The sequence below is a fragment of the Frankia sp. BMG5.60 genome, assembly GCF_059428125.1.
Genome location: NZ_CM182091.1, coordinates 4,449,449 through 4,470,674, shown reverse-complemented (window position 1 = coordinate 4,470,674; position 21,226 = coordinate 4,449,449). Strand labels below are relative to the sequence as shown.

The 21,226-nt window shown below is 68.1% G+C and carries 20 protein-coding genes; 15 read left to right on the top strand and 5 right to left on the bottom strand.

The features are described from left to right. Positions 1 to 32: 32 nt before the first annotated feature. The gene (locus AC5R91_RS18375) at positions 33 to 869 is read right to left on the bottom strand and encodes an AraC family transcriptional regulator (RefSeq protein ID WP_495398000.1); all 837 of its coding nucleotides are present in this window, start codon (positions 867 to 869) and stop codon (positions 33 to 35) included. Positions 870 to 1,495: 626 nt separating this feature from the next. Here AC5R91_RS18375 and AC5R91_RS18370 point away from each other — a divergent pair. The 9 genes from AC5R91_RS18370 (at position 1,496) to AC5R91_RS18330 (ending at position 12,152) form a co-directional block, all read left to right on the top strand. Beyond that, positions 1,496 to 1,927, top strand: a complete 432-nt coding sequence (locus tag AC5R91_RS18370; RefSeq protein WP_495392579.1) for a DUF2000 family protein — start codon at positions 1,496 to 1,498, stop codon at positions 1,925 to 1,927. Positions 1,928 to 1,970: 43 nt separating this feature from the next. Then, positions 1,971 to 2,921, top strand: a complete 951-nt coding sequence (locus AC5R91_RS18365) for a DMT family transporter (RefSeq protein ID WP_495392578.1) — start codon at positions 1,971 to 1,973, stop codon at positions 2,919 to 2,921. A gap of 80 nt (positions 2,922 to 3,001) precedes the next feature. Next, the gene (locus AC5R91_RS18360) at positions 3,002 to 4,912 is read left to right on the top strand and encodes an AfsR/SARP family transcriptional regulator (protein WP_495392577.1); all 1,911 of its coding nucleotides are present in this window, start codon (positions 3,002 to 3,004) and stop codon (positions 4,910 to 4,912) included. 298 nt (positions 4,913 to 5,210) lie between these two features. Then, on the top strand, positions 5,211 to 6,998 hold the full coding sequence (locus AC5R91_RS18355) for a 2-isopropylmalate synthase (protein ID WP_495392576.1): 1,788 nt from the start codon (positions 5,211 to 5,213) through the stop codon (positions 6,996 to 6,998). 58 nt (positions 6,999 to 7,056) lie between these two features. Then, on the top strand, positions 7,057 to 8,649 hold the full coding sequence (locus AC5R91_RS18350; protein ID WP_495392575.1) for an amino acid adenylation domain-containing protein: 1,593 nt from the start codon (positions 7,057 to 7,059) through the stop codon (positions 8,647 to 8,649). Positions 8,650 to 8,714: 65 nt separating this feature from the next. Continuing rightward, the gene (locus AC5R91_RS18345) at positions 8,715 to 9,680 is read left to right on the top strand and encodes a chlorinating enzyme (RefSeq protein ID WP_495392574.1); all 966 of its coding nucleotides are present in this window, start codon (positions 8,715 to 8,717) and stop codon (positions 9,678 to 9,680) included. 46 nt (positions 9,681 to 9,726) lie between these two features. Beyond that, positions 9,727 to 9,954, top strand: a complete 228-nt coding sequence (locus AC5R91_RS18340; protein WP_495392573.1) for a phosphopantetheine-binding protein — start codon at positions 9,727 to 9,729, stop codon at positions 9,952 to 9,954. 2 nt (positions 9,955 to 9,956) lie between these two features. After that, positions 9,957 to 11,342: an aminotransferase class I/II-fold pyridoxal phosphate-dependent enzyme gene (locus tag AC5R91_RS18335; RefSeq protein WP_495392572.1), complete on the top strand. Its 1,386-nt coding sequence runs from the start codon at positions 9,957 to 9,959 to the stop codon at positions 11,340 to 11,342. 72 nt (positions 11,343 to 11,414) lie between these two features. After that, positions 11,415 to 12,152, top strand: coding sequence for a thioesterase II family protein (locus AC5R91_RS18330; protein ID WP_495392571.1), 738 nt, complete (start codon positions 11,415 to 11,417; stop codon positions 12,150 to 12,152). 22 nt (positions 12,153 to 12,174) lie between these two features. Here the strand turns inward: AC5R91_RS18330 and AC5R91_RS18325 are convergent, their stop codons facing one another. Together AC5R91_RS18325 and AC5R91_RS18320 are read right to left on the bottom strand one after the other, a co-directional pair. After that, entirely contained in the window at positions 12,175 to 12,561 is a 387-nt protein-coding gene (locus tag AC5R91_RS18325; protein ID WP_495392570.1) for a cupin domain-containing protein, read from the bottom strand. 129 nt (positions 12,562 to 12,690) lie between these two features. Further along, positions 12,691 to 14,478 carry a DEAD/DEAH box helicase gene (locus AC5R91_RS18320; protein WP_495392569.1) on the bottom strand — a complete coding sequence of 596 codons (1,788 nt, stop codon included), beginning with the start codon at positions 14,476 to 14,478 and terminating at the stop codon, positions 12,691 to 12,693. Between the two features lie 208 nt (positions 14,479 to 14,686). On the opposite strand from AC5R91_RS18320, the gene AC5R91_RS18315 reads away from it, so the two are divergent. Continuing rightward, entirely contained in the window at positions 14,687 to 15,727 is a 1,041-nt protein-coding gene (locus tag AC5R91_RS18315; RefSeq protein WP_495392568.1) for a DUF6879 family protein, read from the top strand. Here AC5R91_RS18315 and AC5R91_RS18310 read toward each other — a convergent pair. Then, complete coding sequence (locus AC5R91_RS18310) at positions 15,699 to 16,397, bottom strand: SDR family NAD(P)-dependent oxidoreductase (protein WP_495392567.1); 699 nt, start codon at positions 16,395 to 16,397, stop codon at positions 15,699 to 15,701. The genes AC5R91_RS18315 and AC5R91_RS18310 overlap by 29 nt on opposite strands. Before the next feature lie 103 nt (positions 16,398 to 16,500). Here AC5R91_RS18310 and AC5R91_RS18305 point away from each other — a divergent pair, with 103 nt between their 5' ends. The 3 genes from AC5R91_RS18305 (at position 16,501) to AC5R91_RS18295 (ending at position 18,763) form a co-directional block, all read left to right on the top strand. Continuing rightward, complete coding sequence (locus AC5R91_RS18305) at positions 16,501 to 17,331, top strand: helix-turn-helix transcriptional regulator (protein WP_495392566.1); 831 nt, start codon at positions 16,501 to 16,503, stop codon at positions 17,329 to 17,331. A gap of 104 nt (positions 17,332 to 17,435) precedes the next feature. Continuing rightward, positions 17,436 to 18,327 (top strand): IS5 family transposase gene (locus tag AC5R91_RS18300; RefSeq protein ID WP_495392565.1). Its coding sequence is split into 2 segments (ribosomal slippage): positions 17,436 to 17,599 and positions 17,598 to 18,327, totalling 894 coding nucleotides; the frame shifts between segments, so codons are not numbered across the junction. Between the two features lie 295 nt (positions 18,328 to 18,622). Then, entirely contained in the window at positions 18,623 to 18,763 is a 141-nt protein-coding gene (locus AC5R91_RS18295; RefSeq protein WP_169317348.1) for a hypothetical protein, read from the top strand. Here the strand turns inward: AC5R91_RS18295 and AC5R91_RS18290 are convergent. After that, positions 18,738 to 19,586, bottom strand: coding sequence for a LysR family transcriptional regulator (locus AC5R91_RS18290; RefSeq protein WP_495392564.1), 849 nt, complete (start codon positions 19,584 to 19,586; stop codon positions 18,738 to 18,740). The two genes, AC5R91_RS18295 and AC5R91_RS18290, sit on opposite strands and share 26 nt — an antisense overlap. Before the next feature lie 95 nt (positions 19,587 to 19,681). On the opposite strand from AC5R91_RS18290, the gene AC5R91_RS18285 reads away from it, so the two are divergent. Further along, positions 19,682 to 20,413, top strand: coding sequence for an SDR family NAD(P)-dependent oxidoreductase (locus AC5R91_RS18285; RefSeq protein ID WP_495392563.1), 732 nt, complete (start codon positions 19,682 to 19,684; stop codon positions 20,411 to 20,413). 120 nt (positions 20,414 to 20,533) lie between these two features. Beyond that, positions 20,534 to 21,133: an NADPH-dependent F420 reductase gene (locus AC5R91_RS18280; RefSeq protein WP_495392562.1), complete on the top strand. Its 600-nt coding sequence runs from the start codon at positions 20,534 to 20,536 to the stop codon at positions 21,131 to 21,133. Positions 21,134 to 21,226 lie beyond the last annotated feature (93 nt).

Genomic DNA, 21,226 nt, shown 5'->3' with positions numbered 1-21,226 from the left:
CGGAGACCGTCATGCGTTCGGGCGCGCGGCGGTCATCCGTCGGATGCCGGGGACGGCGGGCTCGACTGGGCGTACGGGGGGCTCGACTGGGCGTAATGCCCGGGGCTGGTCCCCAGGAACCGCTTGAAGTGGCGGGTGAGATGCGACTGGTCGTAGAAGCCGGTCGCTGTGGCCACCAGACGAGGAGGCATGCCGTCCAGCAGCAGCCCGCGTGCCCGGTCCAGTCGGCGGCCCGTCAGGTACTGATGAGGCGCGATCCCGAACTCCCGGCTGAACATGCGCACGAGATGGGTCGGGTGCGCGTGGAGCAGGTTGGACGCCTCCTGTAGCGAGATCCCCTCGACATAACGCGCGTCCAGAAGCTGCCGGAGCTGCTCGGCGATCTCCGAGTCGCTCACGGTCGGCTTCGCCTCGACCCGGCCCCGCAGGTGCTCGCGCAGGCGCGCGGCGATGAAGCTGAGCCGAGCCTCGGCTTCCAGTTCGTGGCCGGGCGAGGTGAGGGCGCTGTGCAACTGGTCGACCCGGGTGCGTAGCAGGGAGTCGTCAAGGCTGGGATTGTCCACCGCCCGCCCGATGAGGTCCTCGCCGAGCTGCGACGGTTCTAGGTAGAGCACCCGCTTGCGGAAGCCGCGCGGGCTGGCCGAGCAGCCGTTGTGCGGCACATGCGGCGGCAGCAGCGTGACCAAACCCTCCAGCGCCCCGTGCCCGTGCCGGTCGAGGTCGTACCTCACCATCCCGTCGTCGACTATGAGCAGCGTCCACGAGTCATGGGTGTGCATAGGATAGGCGTGGTTCGTAAAATATGCGTGAAATACCTCCGCTATTCCGTCGACCGGCGGCCGCCATGCCTTCACCCACGGCCCGGACATGGTGGTTGACGACATCTCAGAGCTCCCGGAAGCATCGGTGTTCGGTCCGGTGCACCGCCGAGCACCCAGGTGCGAACCGTTCCAGTCTCCGAGCCCGGCGCCCGTCGGTAGCCGACTGCCCAGCCGTCCCGCTCACGGGAGCCTCCTCCACTGCCATCAAAAAACCTATCACAAGGAGTCTCGGTAGTGTGGCTTAGCGTCGCAGTCTCATTGCCCTCCGCCATCGATCGGGTTCTTTCCGTGGCGGGAGAGTCGCGCCGATGCCGGTGGGCCTCGGTCGACCGCGGGATCGTGGTGGTCAGGTTGCGCAGTTCGGCCATGACGCGGGCCCGTCGCCGCCGCGGACGGCATCCTGCGAGACCGCCGGGCCGAGCTGGGAATGGTCATGATCGATCCAGGTGCCGCGCCATCTTCAGAAAACTCCGCGTGCCGCCCCGGGCCGTTCCTGGGCTCACGCGCCTGCTGTCGGCTTGACGACAGATCCCTGCTCCGGGACCGTGCGAAGTAGGTCAGGGCTGGTTCGGGCCGCGCGACGCGGTGCAGGCGGGATCGCGTTGAATTCGTCACACGCAACATGTCAAGTTCGTACAAGACGTCTCCGTGACGGCCATGTCAACATCCCGAGTATGGAATCCGAGCTCCCGCCCGTCCGTTTTGACACCAAAATCGCGGTCCTGCTCCGGGAAGATCTGCAGACGTGGCAGCGCCTGAACGTAACGGCCTTCCTGGTGAGCGGTTTCGGCACGAAGATTTCCGAGGTGATCGGCGAGCCCTACGCCGACGCCGACCAGACGGAGTACCTGCCCATGTTTCGCCAGCCGGTGCTGGTCTTCGAGGGCGCGAAGGAGACGTTGGTCCAGGCGCACTCGCGCGCGGTCGGCCGCGGTCTGCCGATTTCGGTTTTCACCGCCGATCTTTTCGGTACCAACAACGACCGGGACAATCGGGCCGCGGTGGCCGCTGTTCTACAGAGCCAGCTCGATCTGGTCGGCCTGGCCGTGTACGGCCCGCGTAACGCGGTGGACAAGACCCTCAAGGGTTCGCGTATGCACCCATGACGCCGGCCGCATGCGGCCTTCCCTCGTCCGGTCAGGAAATTAGATGACAATCGAAGACTCGCAGATCGACGATGCCGCAGCATACCGATATCTGCTGGTTACCATGGCCTTTTTCGGCAGCGCGTTCTCCAGTTCAAAGGTCGTCGTCGAGAGCATGCCGCACCAGGTGGCGGCGGTTCTGCGCTTCGGCGGGGGTGCGGTGATTCTGCTGCTGCTGACCTTCCTGTCCCGTCGCGGGGCGCCGAGCGGTCGGCGCCTTACCTGGCCCCAGATCGCCCGAGCAGCCGGGGTGGGGCTGCTCGGCGTGTTCGCCTACAACGTCTTCTTTTTCTGGGGTCTTTCGCTCGCGCCATCCGTCGACGGGAGCATAATAGTCCCGGTGCTGAGTCCGGTGCTGACCACGATGGTCCTGCTTGCCGTCGGCAGCGAGGTGGCCTCACCCGCGCGGCTCGGCGGCCTCGCGCTGGGCGTTGCCGGGGCTGTGGTCTTCTTCGTCGGGGCCGACGGTTCCGGCACGGGCCTGAACGGTTCGCGGCTGGCCGGGGATTTCATCTATCTGCTCGGCGCCGCCTGCTGGGCTGCCTACAGCATCGCCTCGAAGAAGGTACTCACAGGCATGGATCCGTTGCGGGCCACGACCTACGCGACGGCCGCGGGGGCGGCGGCTCTGCTGGTATTCGCTGCCCCGAACCTGCCGTCTGCGGACTGGTCCGGTATCTCCGGCACGGCCTGGGCCAACGTCGCCTACCTCGCCATCGGACCGACCGCCGTGGCCTACCTCTTCTATTTCCGCGGGCTACGCGTCGTGAGTCCGTCCACGGCCACCCTCGTCATGTTCACGGTCCCCGTCTTCGGTGTCACCTGCTCCGTCATCTTCCTCGACGAGTCCTTCGCCGATCTACAGATTGTGGGAGCGGTCGTCATGCTCGCCGGGGCTTTGCTCGCAGTGACCCAGGGTCGACTCGGTCAGCGCGCACCGCTCAAGCAGAACTGACCTTTGGCGCAGCGACCGCCGTAGGCCGGACCTGCTCTGCCGCGCGAATTTAATACCAGCACGAGGGGGTGCTTCGACTCATGATCCACGTCGATTTCCGGGTTCTCGGGCCGTTGGAGGTCCGGATAGCCGGGAAGCGTGTTCCTCTACGGGGCACGAAACATCAGACCGTGCTTGGTCTGCTGCTGACGGCGGACGGCGGGGTGGTGTCGGTCAGCCGCCTCGTGGATGCGGTGTGGGGGGAACATCCGCCGACCACGGCCGAGAAGCAGATCCGCAATGCCGTCTCCGATCTCCGGGCAATTCTTGCCGGCGGCGACGCCAGGATCGACGCTGCCGGAGCCGGTTACCGCCTCGATACCGGTTCGGCCGCGTTGGACCTCAGGAGCTTTCGCCAGGGGCTGGACCACGGGCGCCGGTTGCGCGCCGACGGCCGGGCCGCGGACGCGGTCGAGGCCCTGCGGGCCGCGCTGTCCCTGTGGTCCGGCTCGGCGCTGGCCGGTCTGGACCGTTCCGTGGTGCGAGCCGAGGTGACCAGCCTGAACGAACTGCGGCTGTCGGTTCTCGGGGAGTGCGTCGATCTCGAGCTGTCCCTGCACCGCGACGGAAGTCTGCTCGGCGAGCTGTCGGGCTGGGTCGCCGAGTATCCGCTCCGGGAGCGGATCGTCGCCCAGTACATCCTGGCCCTCCACCGATCGGGCGCCCGGGCGCGGGCCTTCGAGGTGTACGAGCGGACGCGGCGAGCACTGGCCGACGAGCTCGGCATCGGACCCGGCCCGGAACTGCGCGACGTCCATCGCCAGATGCTGGCCGACGACGGCGCTGCGGCGGCTGTCCCGAGGTTGGCCGGCGCCCTGCGCAGCAGCCTGCCGCCCGACATCGCGCACTTCGTCGGCCGCGAAGAGGAACTCGACGCTGTGCTGCGGGCTGGCGAGGAGGCAAACCGCGCGGCCGGGCGCAGGGCCGCCCTCCCGCCGGCCGCGACGCCCTCGAGTGCTGCGATCTTCACGATCGACGGCATGCCCGGGGTCGGGAAGACCGTGCTGGTCATCCACGCGGCCCACCGGCTGGCCGAGCACTTCCCCGGCGGCCGCTTCTACCTCGATCTGCAGGGCCACAGCCCGGGCCGTGAGCCCCTGAACCACCACGAGTCCCTGCTCGCGCTGGTACGTGGGATCGGGCTGCCGGAGGCGGCGATGCCGGGATCGGTCGAGGGCCTGGCCATGCTGTGGAAGCACAAGCTCGCCGGGCGCCGCATCATGCTGGTTCTTGACAACGCGGCGAGTGTCGAGCAGGTCAGGCCGCTGCTCGTCGGAGGTCCGGGCTGCCTGGTTGTCGTCACGAGCCGGCGCCGGCTGCCGATGACCAGACTCTCGCCCATCCGGACGCTCTCACTGGGCGTCCTGCCCCGCGAGCCCAGCCGCGAGCTCTTCCGTCGCCTCACCGTCGGCCGGTGCTCGTTCCCCGAGACCGAGCCCATAGACCGGATCGTCGACTACTGCGGTCGCCTGCCGCTTGCCATCTCGGCCGCCGCCGCCCGGTTGCGACACCGGCCGACCTGGCCGGCGGAATACCTGGCCGCCCGTCTTGCAGACCCGGAGCGTCGGCTGCGCGAACTGCAGACGGAGCACGGCGGACTCGTCGTCTGCTTCGAGTCGTCGTACCGGTACCTGGGACCCGCCCAGCGCAGGTTACTGCGGTTGCTGGCGGCCATCGCCCCCGCGACGGCCGACGCTCGGGTGGCGGCCGAACGGCTGCGGATCCCGGTTCGGGTGTCCGAGCAGCTTCTCGAAGCACTGGTCGACGAACACCTTCTGGAACAACCCGAACCGGCCCGCTATCGGATGAATCCGTTGCTCGCCGTGTACTGCGCGCACGTCGCCGACCCCGGTGACGAGCGCGACCGCCAGGGGGCTCCGGTGGAGCGGGCGATGGTGAGCTGCATCCATCTCAACGGGCAGCGGCCCGCCGCGGGCGCGCGCATCCACTGATCAATCTGATCGGCGGCATTTTTCTCCGGTGCGGGCGGCGACCCGGAACCTACAGGAAATCCGTCCGGGATCTGTCTTTGCACGATTTTGTCGCGAGCGCCGTGGGTCGGTCCGTCGGAGTAAATGACTGGGCAGTCGACATGCACTCGACGAAGGAGATGAAGAAGGAAAAGGGCGGTGGCGGGAGGACCATGTAAGGACAGGTCGAGGACGCCTCCCAATATGTTTCCTTCGGCAGCCAGTTGAAGCATCAATCGCCGATTGAGCACCTCCTTCGCGGGGGTTAGGGAGGCAGAGGATGATTGCAGTGCCGCCGCCACCATTCGTTCCGTCGCAGCTCACCTCCCCGGCGGGCGCGGCCCGCCCAGGGCAGCCCTGGTGGAATCCGCAGCGCGCGTCATCGATGCCGGCACAGCGGTACGTCAGGACTCAGCCCAGGCTGCCCGAGAACCTGCTGGACCGCACATGGCCGTCCCGGTCGACCGAGTACCCGCCGTTGTGGGCGTCGGTGGACCTGCGCGACGGCAACCAGGCGCTGGCCCAGCCGATGGACGTCGACCGCAAGACCGCGATGTTCGACCTGCTGGTCCGGATGGGCTTCAAGGACATTGAAGTCGGCTACCCTTCGGCCAGCGACGCCGACTTCACGTTCATCCGAAGTCTGATCACCGGAGACCGGATCCCGGACGACGTGACGATCTCCGTGTTCACGCCGGCCAGGCCCGAGCTGATCGACCGCACCTTCGAGGCCATCGAACACGCCGACCGGGCCATGGTTCACCTGTGCAACGCCACGGCGTGCCTGTGGCGCGAGGTCGTCTTCGGCATGACCACCGACGAGGTGGAGCAGATGGCGGCCCGATCGGCCGAGCACATCCTGCGGCTCGCGGACAAGGCTGCTGGTAGCGCACTGCGGTTCGAGTACTCGCCGGAGACCTTCAACATCACCGAGCCCGACTTCGCGCTGCGCGTCGCCAACATGATGGTGCGGCGATGGGATGCCAGTCCCGACCGCCCGGTCACGTTGAACCTTCCGACCACCATCGAGACCGACTCCCCGCAGGTCTTCGCCGACCAGATCGAGTGGATGCACCGCAATCTGGAGCGGCGGCACTCGATCATCCTGTCAGTCCATCCTCACAACGACCGGGGAACCGCGGTGGCGAGCGCAGAAATGGCCCTCCTTGCCGGCGCCGACCGGGTCGAGGGGACGCTGTTCGGCAACGGCGAGCGCACCGGCAACGTCTGTCTGGCGACCCTGGCTCTCAATCTTTTCAGCCAGGGTGTCGATCCCCAGCTCGACCTCTCCGACATCGACGAGATCCGCCGCACCGTCGAGTACGCAAACCAGCTCCCGGTGCACGCCCGCCACCCCTACGTCGGCGGCCTTGTCTACACCGCATTCTCGGGCACCCACCAGGACGCCATCGCGAAGGGGCTCGCCGCGATGGAGCGCCGGGTGACGGCGAATGGTGGCCGGGCGGGCGAGGTCGCCTGGGAGGTGCCCTACCTGCCGATCGACCCCAAGGACGTGGGCCGCAGCTACGAATCGGTGGTCCGGGTGAACAGCCAGTCCGGTAAGGGGGGCGTCGCGCACGTGCTGCGCAGCGAGTACGGCCTGGACCTGCCGCGGGGAATACGGGTCGAACTGGGTCGCCTGGTTCAGTGGGTGGCGGACCGCGACGGGACGGAACTGACGCCCAGGCAGATCCGGGCCATCTTCGAGGCGGAGTACCTGAACGTCAAGCAGAGGCGCCTGGTGCTCAGGGACCTCCAGGTCGTCTCCCGCGGGCCTTCGACCTCCCTGGAGGCAATGCTCATCCGAGGGGACGGTCGGCAGGCCCGGATCACCGGATCGGGGGCGGACGCCGTCTCGGCCCTGGTGACGGCGCTGGCCGCCGAAGGCCTGGCGTTCGAGCTGGTGGGAGTGGACTCCCACCCACTGCCCGACGGCCTGGGCACCCGGACCGCGGCCTACGCGGAGATCCGCATCGACGGTGCCAGCCAGTACGGGGCGGCGGTGGACGGCGACGAACAGGCAGCGCGCCTGCAGTCCGTGCTCGGCGCGATCAACCGCGCGCGGTAGCGCATCAGGTACCGGTCCCTCATCCGCCTGCACCGCACATTGTCGTAAGGAGCATCCGATGGGCCTCACCGGCGCGCGTGCCCCTCTGCCGCATGTACGGCTTGTACACAAGGTCGTCGAGGAACACGCGAGGAACCACCCGGACCGCCTGGCGGTCACCTGCGCAGACTCGGAGCTCACCTTCGCCGAACTCGACGCCGAGGCGAACCGGTTCGCCCACCGGCTCGCCGAGCTGGGGACGGGGCGCGGCTCGATCGTGGGCATCTGCCTCGACCGCACGCCGGAGCTGATGGTGAGCATCCTGGGCAGCCTCAAGGCCGGCGCCGCCTACGTACCGCTGGATCCGACCTATCCCCGTGGCCGGCTGAAGCTGATGCTGTCCCAGCTCGGCCCCGTCCAGGTCATCGTGGCCTCGGCCGACACCGCGAAGCTGGTGGAGGGAGCCGACCGCGGCCTGTTGCTCGTCGAGGAGCTGGCCAGCCAGCGGGCGGACCTGTCCGACCTGAGCCTCGACGTCAGCCTCGACAACGGCGATCTGTGCTACATCGTCTTCACCTCCGGCTCCACCGGCGTGCCGAAGGCACTCGCGGTTCGTCACGAAGGCTGGTACAACCTGCTCGCATGGCTGCGCACGGCGTACCGCCTGGACAGCCGGTCGAGTGGGCTCAGCGTGAGTTCCTTCGGCTTCGACATCAGCCAGCGGGGTCTGATGGCGCCGTTGTTTGCCGGCGCCCCGATTCACCTGCTACCCAGCCGGTACTTCGACCCGATGCTGGCCTACCGAGTGATCGCCGACCGCGGGGTGAAGACGCTCCACTGCGCGCCGAGCACGCTGTACCTCCTGATCGACCAGGAGAAGGCGCACGGCACGGATGCCCTCGCGAGGTTGGAATACGTATTCATCGGCGGTGAACCGCTGAATGTGGCCCGGGTCGAGGAGTGGGCCGCCCGGCCTGGCAACCACTGCCAGATGCTGCACCAGTACGGCGTCGCCGAATGCACCGACGTGGCAACCTCGCATCTGCTCCAGGACTACCCCCGCTACCGTGAGGGCCCCACACCGGTAGGAACTCCGGTGCACAACACCGAGATCTACCTGCTCGACGAGGACCTGCGCGAGGTGCCCGACGGCGAGCCCGGCGAGATCTGCATCGCCGGAGCAGGGGTCAGTGCCGGCTATCTCAACTCCTCTCCAGCCGACGCGCGGCGTTTCACCTCTGCCGATGTCGGCGGCCGGACGCAGCGCATCTACCGGACGGGAGACCGGGGCTATGCGAACCCCGACCGTGAACTGGTGGTACTCGGCCGCATGGACGCCCAGGTCAAGATCAACGGCATGAGGGTCGACCTGGGGGACGTGGAACACGGTGTGCGGCGAAGTGGCCTGGTGCAGGACGTGGTCGTGCTGGCACCGCCGGACGAGACCGGGGACCTGGGCCTGGTGGCCTTCGTGGTGCCGGCCAGCGATCCGCTCGACATCCGGGCGCTGCGGACAGCGCTCGTCGAGCTGCTGCCCCGCCACATGGTGCCGCGGGAATTCGTCGTGCTGCAGTCGTTCCCGCTGAACCCCAACGGCAAGATAGACCGCCGCGCGCTGGCTGCCGGCGTCGCGCCGCCCCCCGGCGCCGGGGCCCTCGTCTCCCCTCGCTGAACGCCCGCGCTTCCTGGTGCAGCGATTCCTCTCCGCCGCACGAACGTTCGCCAAGGAGTACAGACATGACTGACATTCAGCGGCCGGTTCCGGCCGCGCGGATTGCTTCCAACGCCGTCGTGCCGGACGACATCAAGCTCGACATCGAGCGCTTCGGAGATGACGGCTTCATCGGCCCGATCAAACTGTACGAGCCCGAGGAAGCTGCCGAGATGATCCGTGAGATCCGCATCAAGAACCACGATTCCTCGTCGGCCCTGTACAGGAACAGCGTCAACTACGATCGGCATTTCGACATCCCGGAGCTGACCCGGCACATATCCCATCCGACGGTCGTCAAGTACCTGACCGCGATCCTCGGCCCCGACGTGCTGGCCTGGCGTACCGAATGGTTCCCGAAGTTCCCCGGAGCCGAGGCCACCGAATGGCATCAGGTCCGTGACTACAGCTATGCGAACGGCGAACCACAACTACTCCCGACCGAGTCGGCCTGGAACGCCTACATCGACATCACGGTCTGGACCACCTTCACGCGTGCGACCAGGGACACCGCCTGCATGAGGTTCGTCCGCCGCTCGCAGCATGACTGGATCTTCGACGAGCACAAGTCGACCGGCGCCGGCCGCGGCACCGACTACGACGTGGCCGAGGCCAAGACCGGTTTCTTCGGCTACGACTTCTCCGACTTCAAGGTCGATCCGGACTGGCAGCCGCGTCCGGAGGACGTGGTGGAGATGGAGATGAAGCCCGGTGAGGCAGTCATCTTCACCGCGTCGTGCGTCCACGGGTCCACGGCGAACATCACCGAACGCGAGACGCGGTTCGCCATCGCCACCCGCTACGTGCCGACCCACGTCCGTGTCTACCCGAATCAGAATACCTTCAGCGCGCACGGCGCCACGTTCGACCTGTCCCGGTACGGAGCCGTCCTGGTGGCCGGGGAGAACCGATACACCCACAACCGGGTCCGGACGGAAAGCAACCGCGGCGAGAGGTTCGTCACCCGTTCTTGCGGCGAGGTCGCGCCGTGACGCGAGTTCCCGCATTCGTCCCCGGCCACGAGACAGGGAGCACAAAATGATTGCGGAACAGGTCCACGCCATCTGGAGCCGGGAGCTCAAGCTCGATCACTTCGCCGACACGGACGACTTTTTCGATCTCGGCGGCCATTCACTGATCATGAACAGGATCCAGCAGCAGATCACCGAGCAGCTCGGTATCGAGGTGCCGATGGACCAGCTCTTCCGCAAGTCGACGGTCGCGGCGATCTCCGCGTACCTCGAGTCGGCACTGGCTGCTTCCTAAGCTTGCAGGCGCCCCGGCACCGACCTTCGGATGATTGTCGGCGCGCGGGTGACCCGGGCCGGCCGGCGCCGCGGCCCTCGGCCGTTCTGGCCGGCTTCTCGGTTCGGAAGGAAGTTTGTTCAGTGCAGCTCTCGGCCTGGGGTGCGGAGATGTCCGGTATGACCGGCATCCGGACCATCTTGGAGGACATCGCGGTGGCGGGGGCCGAGGAGGGCGAGGGGGACTGGCTCAACCTCAGCCCGGGCAATCCCGCGCCGATCCCGGAGGTCGTGGCCTGCTGGCGGCAGCTTACGGGAGAGGCCCTGGAGGAACGGTTCGTCGAGGCCGTGTGCCAGTACGGCCCGTCCCGCGGCGCGGACTCCCTGGTCGAGGCGATCGTCTGGTATTTCAACACCACCTACGACTGGTCGATCGGGCCGGAGAACGTGGTGGTGGGGCCGGGCAGCCAGATGCTGTGCTTCGCCGCCACGACGCTGTTCACCGGGCCGGCTCCGGGTCGGAAAGGCCGCCGGCCGCTCGTCCTGCCAAGACTGCCCGACTACACCGGCTACCACGGACTCTCACTCCAACCGGGCGGAGTCGTAGGGGTCGCCCCGACGATCGTCACCGACGGCATCCGGTCGTTCCACTACAAGCTGGATACCATGGGTCTCCGCCATATCGACGACATGGGAATGATGCTGCTGTCGAATCCGGCCAACCCGACCGGCGGGACGATCGAGGTGGCCGAGCTGAAGGTGTTGACCGCGCTGGCGGCGGAGCGGGATGTGCCGTTGGTCATCGACCATGCCTACGGGGAACCGTTCCCGGGAGTCGCCCCGACACGCGTAGCCCCGATGGTCGACCCGCATGTCGTCAACTGCTTCACTCTGTCCAAGGCGGGTTTGCCGGGCGAGCGGCTCGGGTTCGCGATCGGTCCGGCCGAGCTGATCGATCCGATGGTCTATTTCATGGCCCGGGCCGCCCTGCACGCTCCCCAGCTGGTGCAGTCGGTGTTGGAAAAGGCCCTGTCCACCCGGCGCATCGATTACCTCACCGCCGCGGTGATCCGGCCCTACTACCGGGCCAAGCGACAGATGGCCGAAAGTCTGCTGACCGCGAGTCTTCCACCGTCGATCGACTGGCGGCTACATGCCAACGACGGCGGCATGTTCTGCTGGTTGTGGATCGACCACGACTGGTTCGACGACGTTCGCCTGTACGAGCTGCTCAAGCTCCGGCGCATGTTCATCGTGCCCGGACGGCATTTCTTCACCGACCCGCTGACGGTACCGGCTCTGGCCGGCCACGGGACCCGTTGCATCCGGCTGAGCCTGAGTTCCGACGACTGGACCATCGCGGCGGGGATCAGTCGGCTGGCCGACGCGCTGGTGGACCTGCGCCCCTGACGTTGGACCGCGGCCAGACCGGCACCGCGCCCCCAGACGGCGGCTGCGGTCAGGACACGTGAAGGAGGAGTCATGGGATCGTGGCTGCGCCGGGCGGCGACCCGTGGGGACCGGAGGATGAGGCTCGTCTGCCTGCCGCATGCCGGCGGCACGGCCAGCTCGTTTGGGACGTGGCCGGCGCTGCTGCCGGACGGCGTCGAACTGCTGGCTGTGCAGTACCCGGGCCGGCAGGATCGCCTCGACGATCCCCTGGTCGGCGACATGCACGACATGGCGGACCAGCTGGCCGCCGAGCTGCGGCCGTTACTGGATCTTCCCATGGTCATGTTCGGGCACAGCATGGGTTCCGGGCTGGCCTACGAGGTGGGCCAGCGGCTGGAGGCGATGGACGGCTTCGTGATGGACCGCATCGTGGTGTCGGCCCGCGCCGCCCCCCACCGCATCGACGGCGAGCACCGGCATCGCCTCTCCGACGCCGACCTGGTGAGCGCCATGCGGCAACTGGGCGGCCCTGACACGGAGGTCTTCGAGGTCCCGCAGTTGTTGCCGCTCATCCTGCCGCCGTTGCGCTCGGATCTACGGCTGCTCGACAACTACCTGCCCGACTCCCTGATCGAGCTGCATGCGCCGATCAGCGCGTTCGGCGGCGAAGACGATCAGACCTGTTCCATGGCCGACCTGATGAGCTGGGCGGACGCGACGACCGCCGAGACGGACGTCCGCCTGTTCCCGGGCGGCCACCACTATCTGAGGGCCTGCGACGGGGACGTCGTGCGGGCCGTGTGCGAGGCGTCGCGCGCCCCGCGGTGATCGGCTCGACGTGCTCCGGTCATCAGATGCGGTGGCCGGCGGTTATCTCGATGCCGTCGGGGACGTCGTCGTGACGGTCGCCGACGGTCAGTGTCCCGGTCGGGTCGATCATCAGGATCGATGCGCCGCCGGGCGCCACCGGCCTGTGCTCGACGCCGCGTGGGACGACGAAGACGTCGCCCCGGTTCAGGGTCACGAAACGTTCGGCTCCGTTGTCGCGCAGCCAGATCTGCAGGAATCCGTCGACCACCAGGAAGAACTCGTCCGCGTTTTCGTGCACGTGCCAGATGTACTCGTCGTGAAACTTGGCGACGCGCACGTCGAACCCGTTGAACTGGGTGACGATGCGCGGGCTCCACAGCTCCTGGAAGGTGTCGAGGACTGCCTGCAGGGAAACCGGCTGAGACATGGTGATCTCCATTCGGGGTGACGCGTGTCGGCGTTGAGCTCATGATGGGGACCGGCATCCTCGCCGCATCCCTCATCGGTCCCTCCGTCCCCGATCAGAGCGCTTCCGGGCCGGCCCCCGCCGCGGGCACTAGTGACTGTCCTGGCGCTCGCGGCGGACGGCGACCCGGCGACCCTTGATCGTGCTTCCCCGCAGCGACGCGATCACCTCGTCGGCCGCCCCGTCGGGCACCTCGACGAGCGAGAACCGCTGCGCGATCTCGATGGCGCCGATGTCGCGGCCCGACAACCGGGTCTCCCCGGTGATCGCGCCGACGAGGTCCTGCGGCCGGACGCCGGCGCCACGGCCCGCACCGACGAACAACCGGGCCATGCCCCCGCTCGCCGGTCGGGGTCGCCGCTCCCGGCGGCCGGCGCCGTCGCGTCCCGCCCGTTCGCCGCGCGCCTCGGTCGCCGGCGGCAGGTCGGGGATGTCGTCGTCGCCGTCCGGCACGAAGCTGGCGTCGTGGGCGAGCTTCACCGCGGCCAGCGCGATCTCCATGGGATCGAATTCGTCGGTGAGCGTCTCGACGACGACGCGGAATCGCTCCAGGTCGTCCTCGAGCAGGCTCTCCTGCAACGCGGCACGGGTCAGTTCCAGCCGCCGGGCGTGCAGATCGGCGACGGTGGGCACCTTCTCGACGGCGATGCGCTGCCGGGTGACCCGCTCGATCGTCTTGAGCATCCGGTGCTCGCGCGGCTCCGCCAGGGTGATGGCCACCCCCTCCCGGCCGGCCCGCCCGACCCGGCCGATCCGGTGGACGTAGGAGTCGGGCGCCGACGGGACGCTGTAGTTCACCACGTGGGTGAGCTGCTCGAAGTCCAGGCCGCGGGCGGCGACGTCGGTCGCGACGAGCAGGTCGGCCGTCGCCGTGCGCAGGCGCTCCATCACCCGCTCCCGCTGCTCCTGGCTCATCCCGCCGTGCAACGACTCCGCCCGGTAGCCGCGCCCGTTGAGTGAGTCGGCGAGCTGGTCGACCTCCTCCCGGGTGCGGCAGAACACGATCGCGGATCTGGGCGCCTCGACGTCGAGGATGCGGCCCAGCGCCGCCGTCTTGTACGCCCGGGGGACGACGTAGGAGACCTGCCGGACGAGCGGCGCCGCGCCCGGCTCCGGCGCCGCGCGGCCGATCTGGATGCGGACCGGATCGCGCAGGTGGCGGCGGGCGATCTGGTCCATCCGAGGCGGTAACGTCGCCGAGAACAGCACGGTCTGGCGGTCCTGCGGCGCCTGCTCCAGGATCGCGTCGATGTCCTCGGCGAAGCCCATGTCGAGCATCTCGTCGGCCTCGTCGAGGACGACGGTGTGCAGGCCGTCGAGCCGGAGTGTCCCGCGACCCATGTGATCGAGCGCGCGGCCGGGCGTGGCGACCACGACGTCGATGCCCTGCACCAACGCGCGTACCTGCCGGCCGATCGGAGCCCCCCCGTACACCGGCAGGACCCGGGCACCGAGATCACGACCGTAACGGTGGATCGCCTCGGACACCTGGACGGCCAGCTCCCGGGTCGGGACGAGCACCAGGGCCTGCGGGCCACGGTCGCCGCTGCGGTCATCCGTCAGGCGGTGCAACAGGGGCAGCGCGAAGGCAGCCGTCTTCCCGGTGCCGGTCGCGGCCTGACCGAGCAGGTCGCGGCCCGCGAGCAGGGGCGGAACGGCCTCCCGCTGAATCGGCGTCGGCTCCTCGTACCCGAGGGTGGCCAGGCTGCGCAGCAGTTCCGGCCGCAGCGCCAGCTCGGCAAAGCCGGCCCCGTCGTCAGCCGGGTCGGCGTCTCGTGCCGGGTCGGCGTCTCGTGCCGGGTCGGCGTCCCTGGCCTGGCCCACGTCCCTCGTCGGGTCCGGGGCCGGGTCCGGGTCCGGGTCGGTGGTCAAGCTCATGCGCATCCCCCAGTCGCGACTCGTGTGATCCGGGCATCCGCGCTGGTGCCGGTAGGTCTGCTCCGAAGGTAGTCGCTTGCCCGGCGCAGGTGCGGCGGGCCGGCCGGCGGACGCCCCGCCGGCGACCTCCTCACCGACTGCTCGCCGCATCCGGCCCTTTCGCCGGCGACGACCGCACTACTGTATGAATCCGGACGGAAACGGTCTGATGGGGACTCGACGGTCAGGTCAGGCTGGGAGAATCGTCGACGATCGCGGCGGCGCCACGGAAACGTCGGCGGCGGGGACTCCGGGCGGGAGGGCGGCCGACCTGCGCACGGACGTGGCCCACTCGGCCCGGATCTACGATTATCTGCTCGGCGGCAAGGACAACTATCCGGCTGATCGGGCGGCTTCCGGAGCAATCTCCAAGGACTGGCCGAATCTGCCCACATCCATGCTGGCGAACCGGGCCTTCATGGCCAGGCTGGCCCGTCACCTCGCCGCCGAGCACGACATTCGTCAGTTTCTGGACATCGGGACCGGCCTGCCGACCTCGCCGAACCTGCACGAGGTGGTCCAGCAGGTGCGGCCGGACGCGCGGGTCCTCTACGTCGACAACGACCCGTCTATCCCATGGACGCACACACCAAGTAAGGCCCCGCGGCTGTCGGACCCTCAGCGCCGCGCGCTGACCTTCGCCCACGCGGGTGTTCTGTACTACCGGGCCGACAGTTTCGGCCACGGCTACTACGGGGAGCAGGATGGCGCCCCCGTCCGCATCGGGTGGAATACGTTCGAGGCGATCGAGCGTCGCGGTTGGGTTGTCCGGGAGTCGGCGGGAGACCTGGATCTGCGCGGCGGGACCGTGACCATTCTGGCCTACGTCCTGACTGACGCGGGCCGGACGGTGCTCGGTGTCGAGCGGGACGAGGCCCCCGGGCGGGGAAGGCGCCTCGGGGCGAGGCACCGGTCATGGTCGATGTTGCCGACGTGCGGGTTGGGATGGCTACGCCGTTGGGCTGGGTTGACTTCGCTGATCGGTGCCGTCAACACCTCGGCTGTTCACCTGGAGCTGCGAGACGTCTACACGCCAAACGATCCACTGTTCACCGCATGGCGTTCCGGGACCCCTGCGGACGAACTGGCCTCGCGGATGAAAGCATGGTCGGATCTCGTCCGTTCCGCAGTCGCTCGTGGGGTCTCGTTTCGGCGAGCATGCCGGTTGCACGGGCTGGTGGTCACCAGGGGACGACGCCGTGTCGGTTGACGTAGGCTCCGGTCGGGCCGTCCGCGGGAAGCGTCGCCAATTCGACGATGGCGTCAGTGCCCTCTTGCACGGTCTGGATGCCCCGGAAGTTGTTGAGGTCGGTCGCCGTCCAGCCAGGATCGGCGGCATTGACCCTCATATCGGGCAACGCGTGCGCGTAGAAGACCGTCAGTTTGGTCAATGCGGTCTTGGTCGCCGCATAGATCGGGGGCACATGCTCCGGATCCCACCAGCTGTTCTTCTCGGTCAGCGCGAAAGAGCCCGTTCCGCTGGAGACGTTGACGATGCGCGGGTTGCCGCTGGCGCGCAGCAGCGGCAAAAAGGCGGTGGTCACCCGCACGACGCCCAGCAGATTCGTGTTGAAGACACCCGCGACGTCGGCCGCGGTGGCCTGGTCGATCGGAATCGACGGCCCGTTGATGCCCGCGTTGTTCACTAGTACGTCGAGTCGTCCGTATTGATCGCGCACCCAGGAGGCGGCCAGCGCCACGCTGTCCTCGTCGGTGACGTCGAGATGTACGAACGGGACGGCCAGCTCTCCTGCGGCAGCCTGGCCGCGTTCAGGATCGCGTGCGGCGAGCAGCACCGTGTGTCCCGCCTCGCGCAGTCGGCGGGCACTTTCGTAGCCGAGGCCCTTGTTGGCCCCCGTGATCAAGGTGATCGTGTCCATGCCGGTGAGTCTGTCGGGATCGACCGCACCCGAGGAAGGTACGGCTCGTGGGTGGGACTGACAGCACCAGTCAGCCGGTCCGCCGTAGTGCCATACTGGTTCCGTGTTGAGTGAGTTCGGGTCGCTGCTGCGCGGATGGCGGGACCGCACCAGTCCAGCGTCCGTCGGCGCGATCGAAACGAACCGGCGCTCGCCGGGACTGCGCCGCGAGGAACTCGCCGCGCTAGCCGGTCTCTCGGTGGACTATCTGGTGCAGCTGGAGCAGGGCAGGGCGGCTCGGCCCTCACCGCAAGTGGTCGCGGCGCTGTGCCGAGCGCTGCGCCTGGCCGAGGACGACGCCGCCTTGCTGCACCAAGCCGCCGGTCTCGCTATACCGAAAGGCGCGGTCAGCACCGAAATGCCGTCCGGAATCGAGCGTCTACTCCAGCGCCTCGACGACTGGCCAGTCGCCGTCTACTCCGTCGACTGGTGGCTGCTGCGCTGGAACCGCCTGTGGGCCGCGCTTCTCGGCGACCCGGGCGCTTTGCTCGGCCGAAGCCGCAACCTGATCTGGCACGAGTTCACCGACACTCCGTCTCGGGTCGCGTTGGCCCCGTCCGAACGTGACGCCTTTCGCGATGCCCTGGTAGCCGATCTTCGAGTAGCCTCCATCGAATATCCTCACGACCCTGGTGTGCGGCAACTGGTAAACGAACTTCGCACCCGCAGCACCGACTTCGTGAGTAGGTGGATCGCCGGTCGCCCCGTCCGACATCAAACCGCCCGCAAACGCATCGAGCAGCCTCACGTCGGTCACCTCACGCTCGACAGCGATGTTCTACAAACCCCCGGCAGCGCTCTCCGAATCATCGTCTACTCCGCCGAGCCGGACAGCCAGGACGCCAGCCGCCTCGATCTACTCCGAGTGCTCGGTACCGAGGCTTTCGCTCACTAAGTGACTCTTTTGGGTCTTGATTCTTGTATGCTGAGTGTGGTCGTCGGGCTGGGGGGCTGGCGTGTTGGGGTGATCGGTGGGGCTGGGGTCGCGACGGTCGGGTCATGTCTCGTTCTGACCCGTATCCCTCCGATCTGTCCGACGCGGAGTGGGCACTGGTGGAACCGTTGCTGCCGCCGGTGTCGAGGGACGGCCGGAAGGTAGCGCATCCTCGCCGGGAGATTGTGAACGCCATTCTGTATGTGACGCATTCGGGATGTACGTGGTTCGCTGCCGCGGGACTTCCCGCCGTGGGAGACGGTGTACGGGTTCTTCGCCCGTTGGCACGACAGAGGGGTTGTCTCTGCTGTTCACGACGCGTTACGGGACACCTCCCGGGAACTGGAGGGCAGGGACCGGCAGCCGAGCGCCGGGGTGATCGACTCCCAGTCGGTGAAGGGCGCCCAGACCGTCGACGCGTCGACCCGCGGCTACGATGCGGGCAAGAAGGTCAACGGCCGCAAGCGGTTCATCGTCACCGACACGCTCGGACTCCTGCTCACCGTGCTCGTCCTGCCCGCCAGCGTTCAGGACCGCGACGGCGGCAGGCGCATCATGGTGGATCACTACTTTGCGCACCGGAACTGCCGGCACATCTTCGCTGACGGCGGCTTCGCCGGCCGTTTCGTGGACTGGAAACGCGATGTCATGAGAACCACCGTCGAGATCGTCCAGAAACGCCCCGGGCAACGTACCTTCGAGGCCCTGCCGAAACACTGGGTCGTCGAGCGCACCTTCGCGTGGATCACCGCGCACCGCCGCCTCGCCCGCGACTATGAAAGAAAACCCGCCATCTCCGAGACGTTCATACGCTGGGCCATGATACGAACGATGGTTCGCCGCCTTCCCCGTCGCATCGCGGCCAGCGGTCAGACCACTCTAAAACACCTTCTAGGGTGTTCGATCCCTCTTCGGAGATTGTTGACTGGTTCGTTTCCCGCCGATGGTCACGCGTAGCAGTTTTACGCCGAGATCCATGCGCGATCCAAGCTGCTTTGGCCGATACGACGCCCATGACAGCGCCGCGTTAGCGCCTACTGCCGCACCTCATCGAAAGCCCTGACGGACGCGGGGAAGCACCGCGATCAGGTCCCGGCCGCACCGCCGGGGCCCCGTTCAACTGGTGGAGTGTTGTCATCTGAAGTTTCGCCATTGGGAGTGTGCTGAATCGGCTCATCCAAGATTTTCGTAGCCGGTGATCGTCGGCGCCGACGAGGCGTGACTTCGCGCTCGTGCGGCGGGGTGCTGGGGCGTGTCCGACGAGGTGTTGGTCGTGCTGCTTGCGCGACTCAGGCCCGTGGTCGTCGAGTCGGTCGCGGTCGTCGACGGCGTGCTGGTCATCACCGCCCGTACCCGGGGCGGTGATGCTAGAGACGTGTCGCAGTCCGGATGAGGTCGGCGACGGCTCTGGACCGGCTGTGCGGTGGCCAGGCGATCACGGTGGTGACTGTCGGCGCGTCCAGCACGGGCACGGCGGCGAGGTCCCCGTGCAGTTGGGCTCGGCACGACTCTGGTGTGATCGTGCAAGCGCGGCCGAGCGCGATCAGCTGCAGCAACTGCGCGTGGTCGCGGACCTGCGGGCCGGGGCCGGGCGGGTAGGCGCCGTCGGGGTCGGGCCAGCGTGGCAGGGGCAGGCCTGGCAGCGCGGTGATGTCGGCCATGTGCACGTGGGCCCGGACGGTGAGCGGATGCCCGGCCGGCAGGACCACAACCTGGCTCTCCGTGCTGAGCTCTGCGGTGTGGAACCCGGCCGTCGAGTCGAACGGCCGGTGCAGTAGCGCCACGTCGGCCCGGCCCTCGCGCAGGAGTCGTTCCTGCTCGGCCGGGCCGCACAGGGTGACGTCGACGGGGACCGCGCCGGGTTCGGCGGCGTAGGCGTCGAGCAGTTTCGCCAACAGTTCGCTGGACGTGCCGGCTTTCGCGGCCAGGACCAGGCCGGGACGGCCGGTCGCGGCGAGGGCGGCGCGGCGGGTCCGGCGGTCGGCGGCGTCGACCGCGTCGAGGGCCGCCCGGCCCTCGGCCAGCAGCACCGAGCCGGCCTCGGTCAGCGTGACGGTGCGGCTGGTCCGGTCCAGGAGTGCTGCCCCGAGCCGGCGTTCGAGCTGCTGGATCGCCCGTGACAAAGGCGGCTGTGCGATCCCGAGCCGCTGTGCGGCGCGCCCGAAGTGCAGCTCTTCAGCGACAGCGACGAAGTATCGCAGTTCCCGGGTCTCCACGCAGCCACGCTATCCCGGGATCGATACCTGGGCGGTATCGTTGGCCACCTGATCGGTGTTGGACCCCTCACCGGGGCCGGGTCAGCATTAACCCTATGAGTGAACCGACGATTGCGCTGGTCACCGGCGCGAACAAGGGAATCGGGTACGAGATCGCCGCGGGCCTGGGTGCCCTCGGCTGGAGCGTCGGCGTCGGCGCCCGCGATGATCAGCGCCGGGAGGCCGCGGTGGAGAAGCTGCGCGCGGCCGGCGTTGACGCGTTCGGTGTACCGCTGGACGTGACCGACGACGCGAGCGCGACCGCCGCCGCACGGCTGATCGAGGAGCAGGCCGGGCGCCTCGACGTGCTCGTCAACAACGCCGGCATCACTGGTGGTATGCCGCAGGAGCCCACCCGGGTCGATCCGGCCACCATCCGGACGGTCGTGGAGACCAACGTGATCGGCGTCATTCGCGTCACCAACGCGATGATGCCGCTGCTGCGCCGCTCTGCCTCGCCGCGGATCGTGAACATGTCCAGCAGTGTCGGCTCCCTTACCCGGCAGTCAGGAACCGCTGGTGAGCAGACGACGGGTCCGGTGGCCGTGGCGTACGCGCCGTCGAAGACGTTCCTGAACGCCGTCACCCTCCAGTACGCCCGGGAGCTGAGCGGTACGAACATCCTGATCAACGCCGGCTGCCCCGGCTTCGTCGCGACCGACCTCAACGGCTTCCGCGGCGTGCGCACCCCCGAACAGGGCGCGGCGATCGCCATCAAACTCGCGACCCTGCCCGACGACGGCCCGACCGGCAAGTTCTTCGAGGACGCTGGCGTAGTGCCCTGGTGATGTGCACGGCGGTCATCACCCGCCGGGTGAGGCGGCTTCGCCCGCGCGTCTCGAACAGGTTCATCGACTGTGGCGGCCATCCCGGCCAATTATTTGGGCCGAAACTGTCAGGAGACTGTTGTGCACATCGCGGTCATCGGCAAGGGGAAAGTGGGCTCTGCTCTGGGAGCACGGCTCGCGTCCGCCGGTCACGAGGTGGCCTACGGCTCACGTACCCCCGAGGACCACACCGGGTCGGTCAGTCAGACGGATGCCGTCCAGGGCGCCGAGCTGGTCATCATCGCCATCCCTGGCACTGCTGTCCTTTCTACGTTGGAGGGGATCGGCGAGGATGTCCTCGCCGATCGGATCGTGCTGGACGTGTCGGCCGCCTTCACGCCGGACATGGCGCTGGCCTACCCCAACGACAGCGTCGCCCGGCGGGTGCAGGCGCGCTTCCCCCGGGCCCGGGTCGTCAAGTCTCTGAACACCATGAACGTCTCGATCATGGTTGACCCGCTGGCCTCGCTCTCGCAGGCAACGGTGTTCGTCAGCGGTGAGAACCAGGACGCCAAGGCGGCCGTCAAGGGGTTGCTGGCCGACCTGGGCTGGACCACGGAGAGCATCCTCGACCTCGGGGGCGTGGCCAGTGCGACAGCCACCGAGCACGCCGCGCCGTTGTTCTTCGCGACCTACATGGCCTTGCAGACGATGCGGTTCAACATCGCCATCACGCGCTGACAGCAAGCGATTATCCCTCAGCGCCGAGTCGCTCGTCAGGAAGGCATCACTCGGTGAGGCCCACCGTCGGGACGCACTCGCACGGCTCTGACG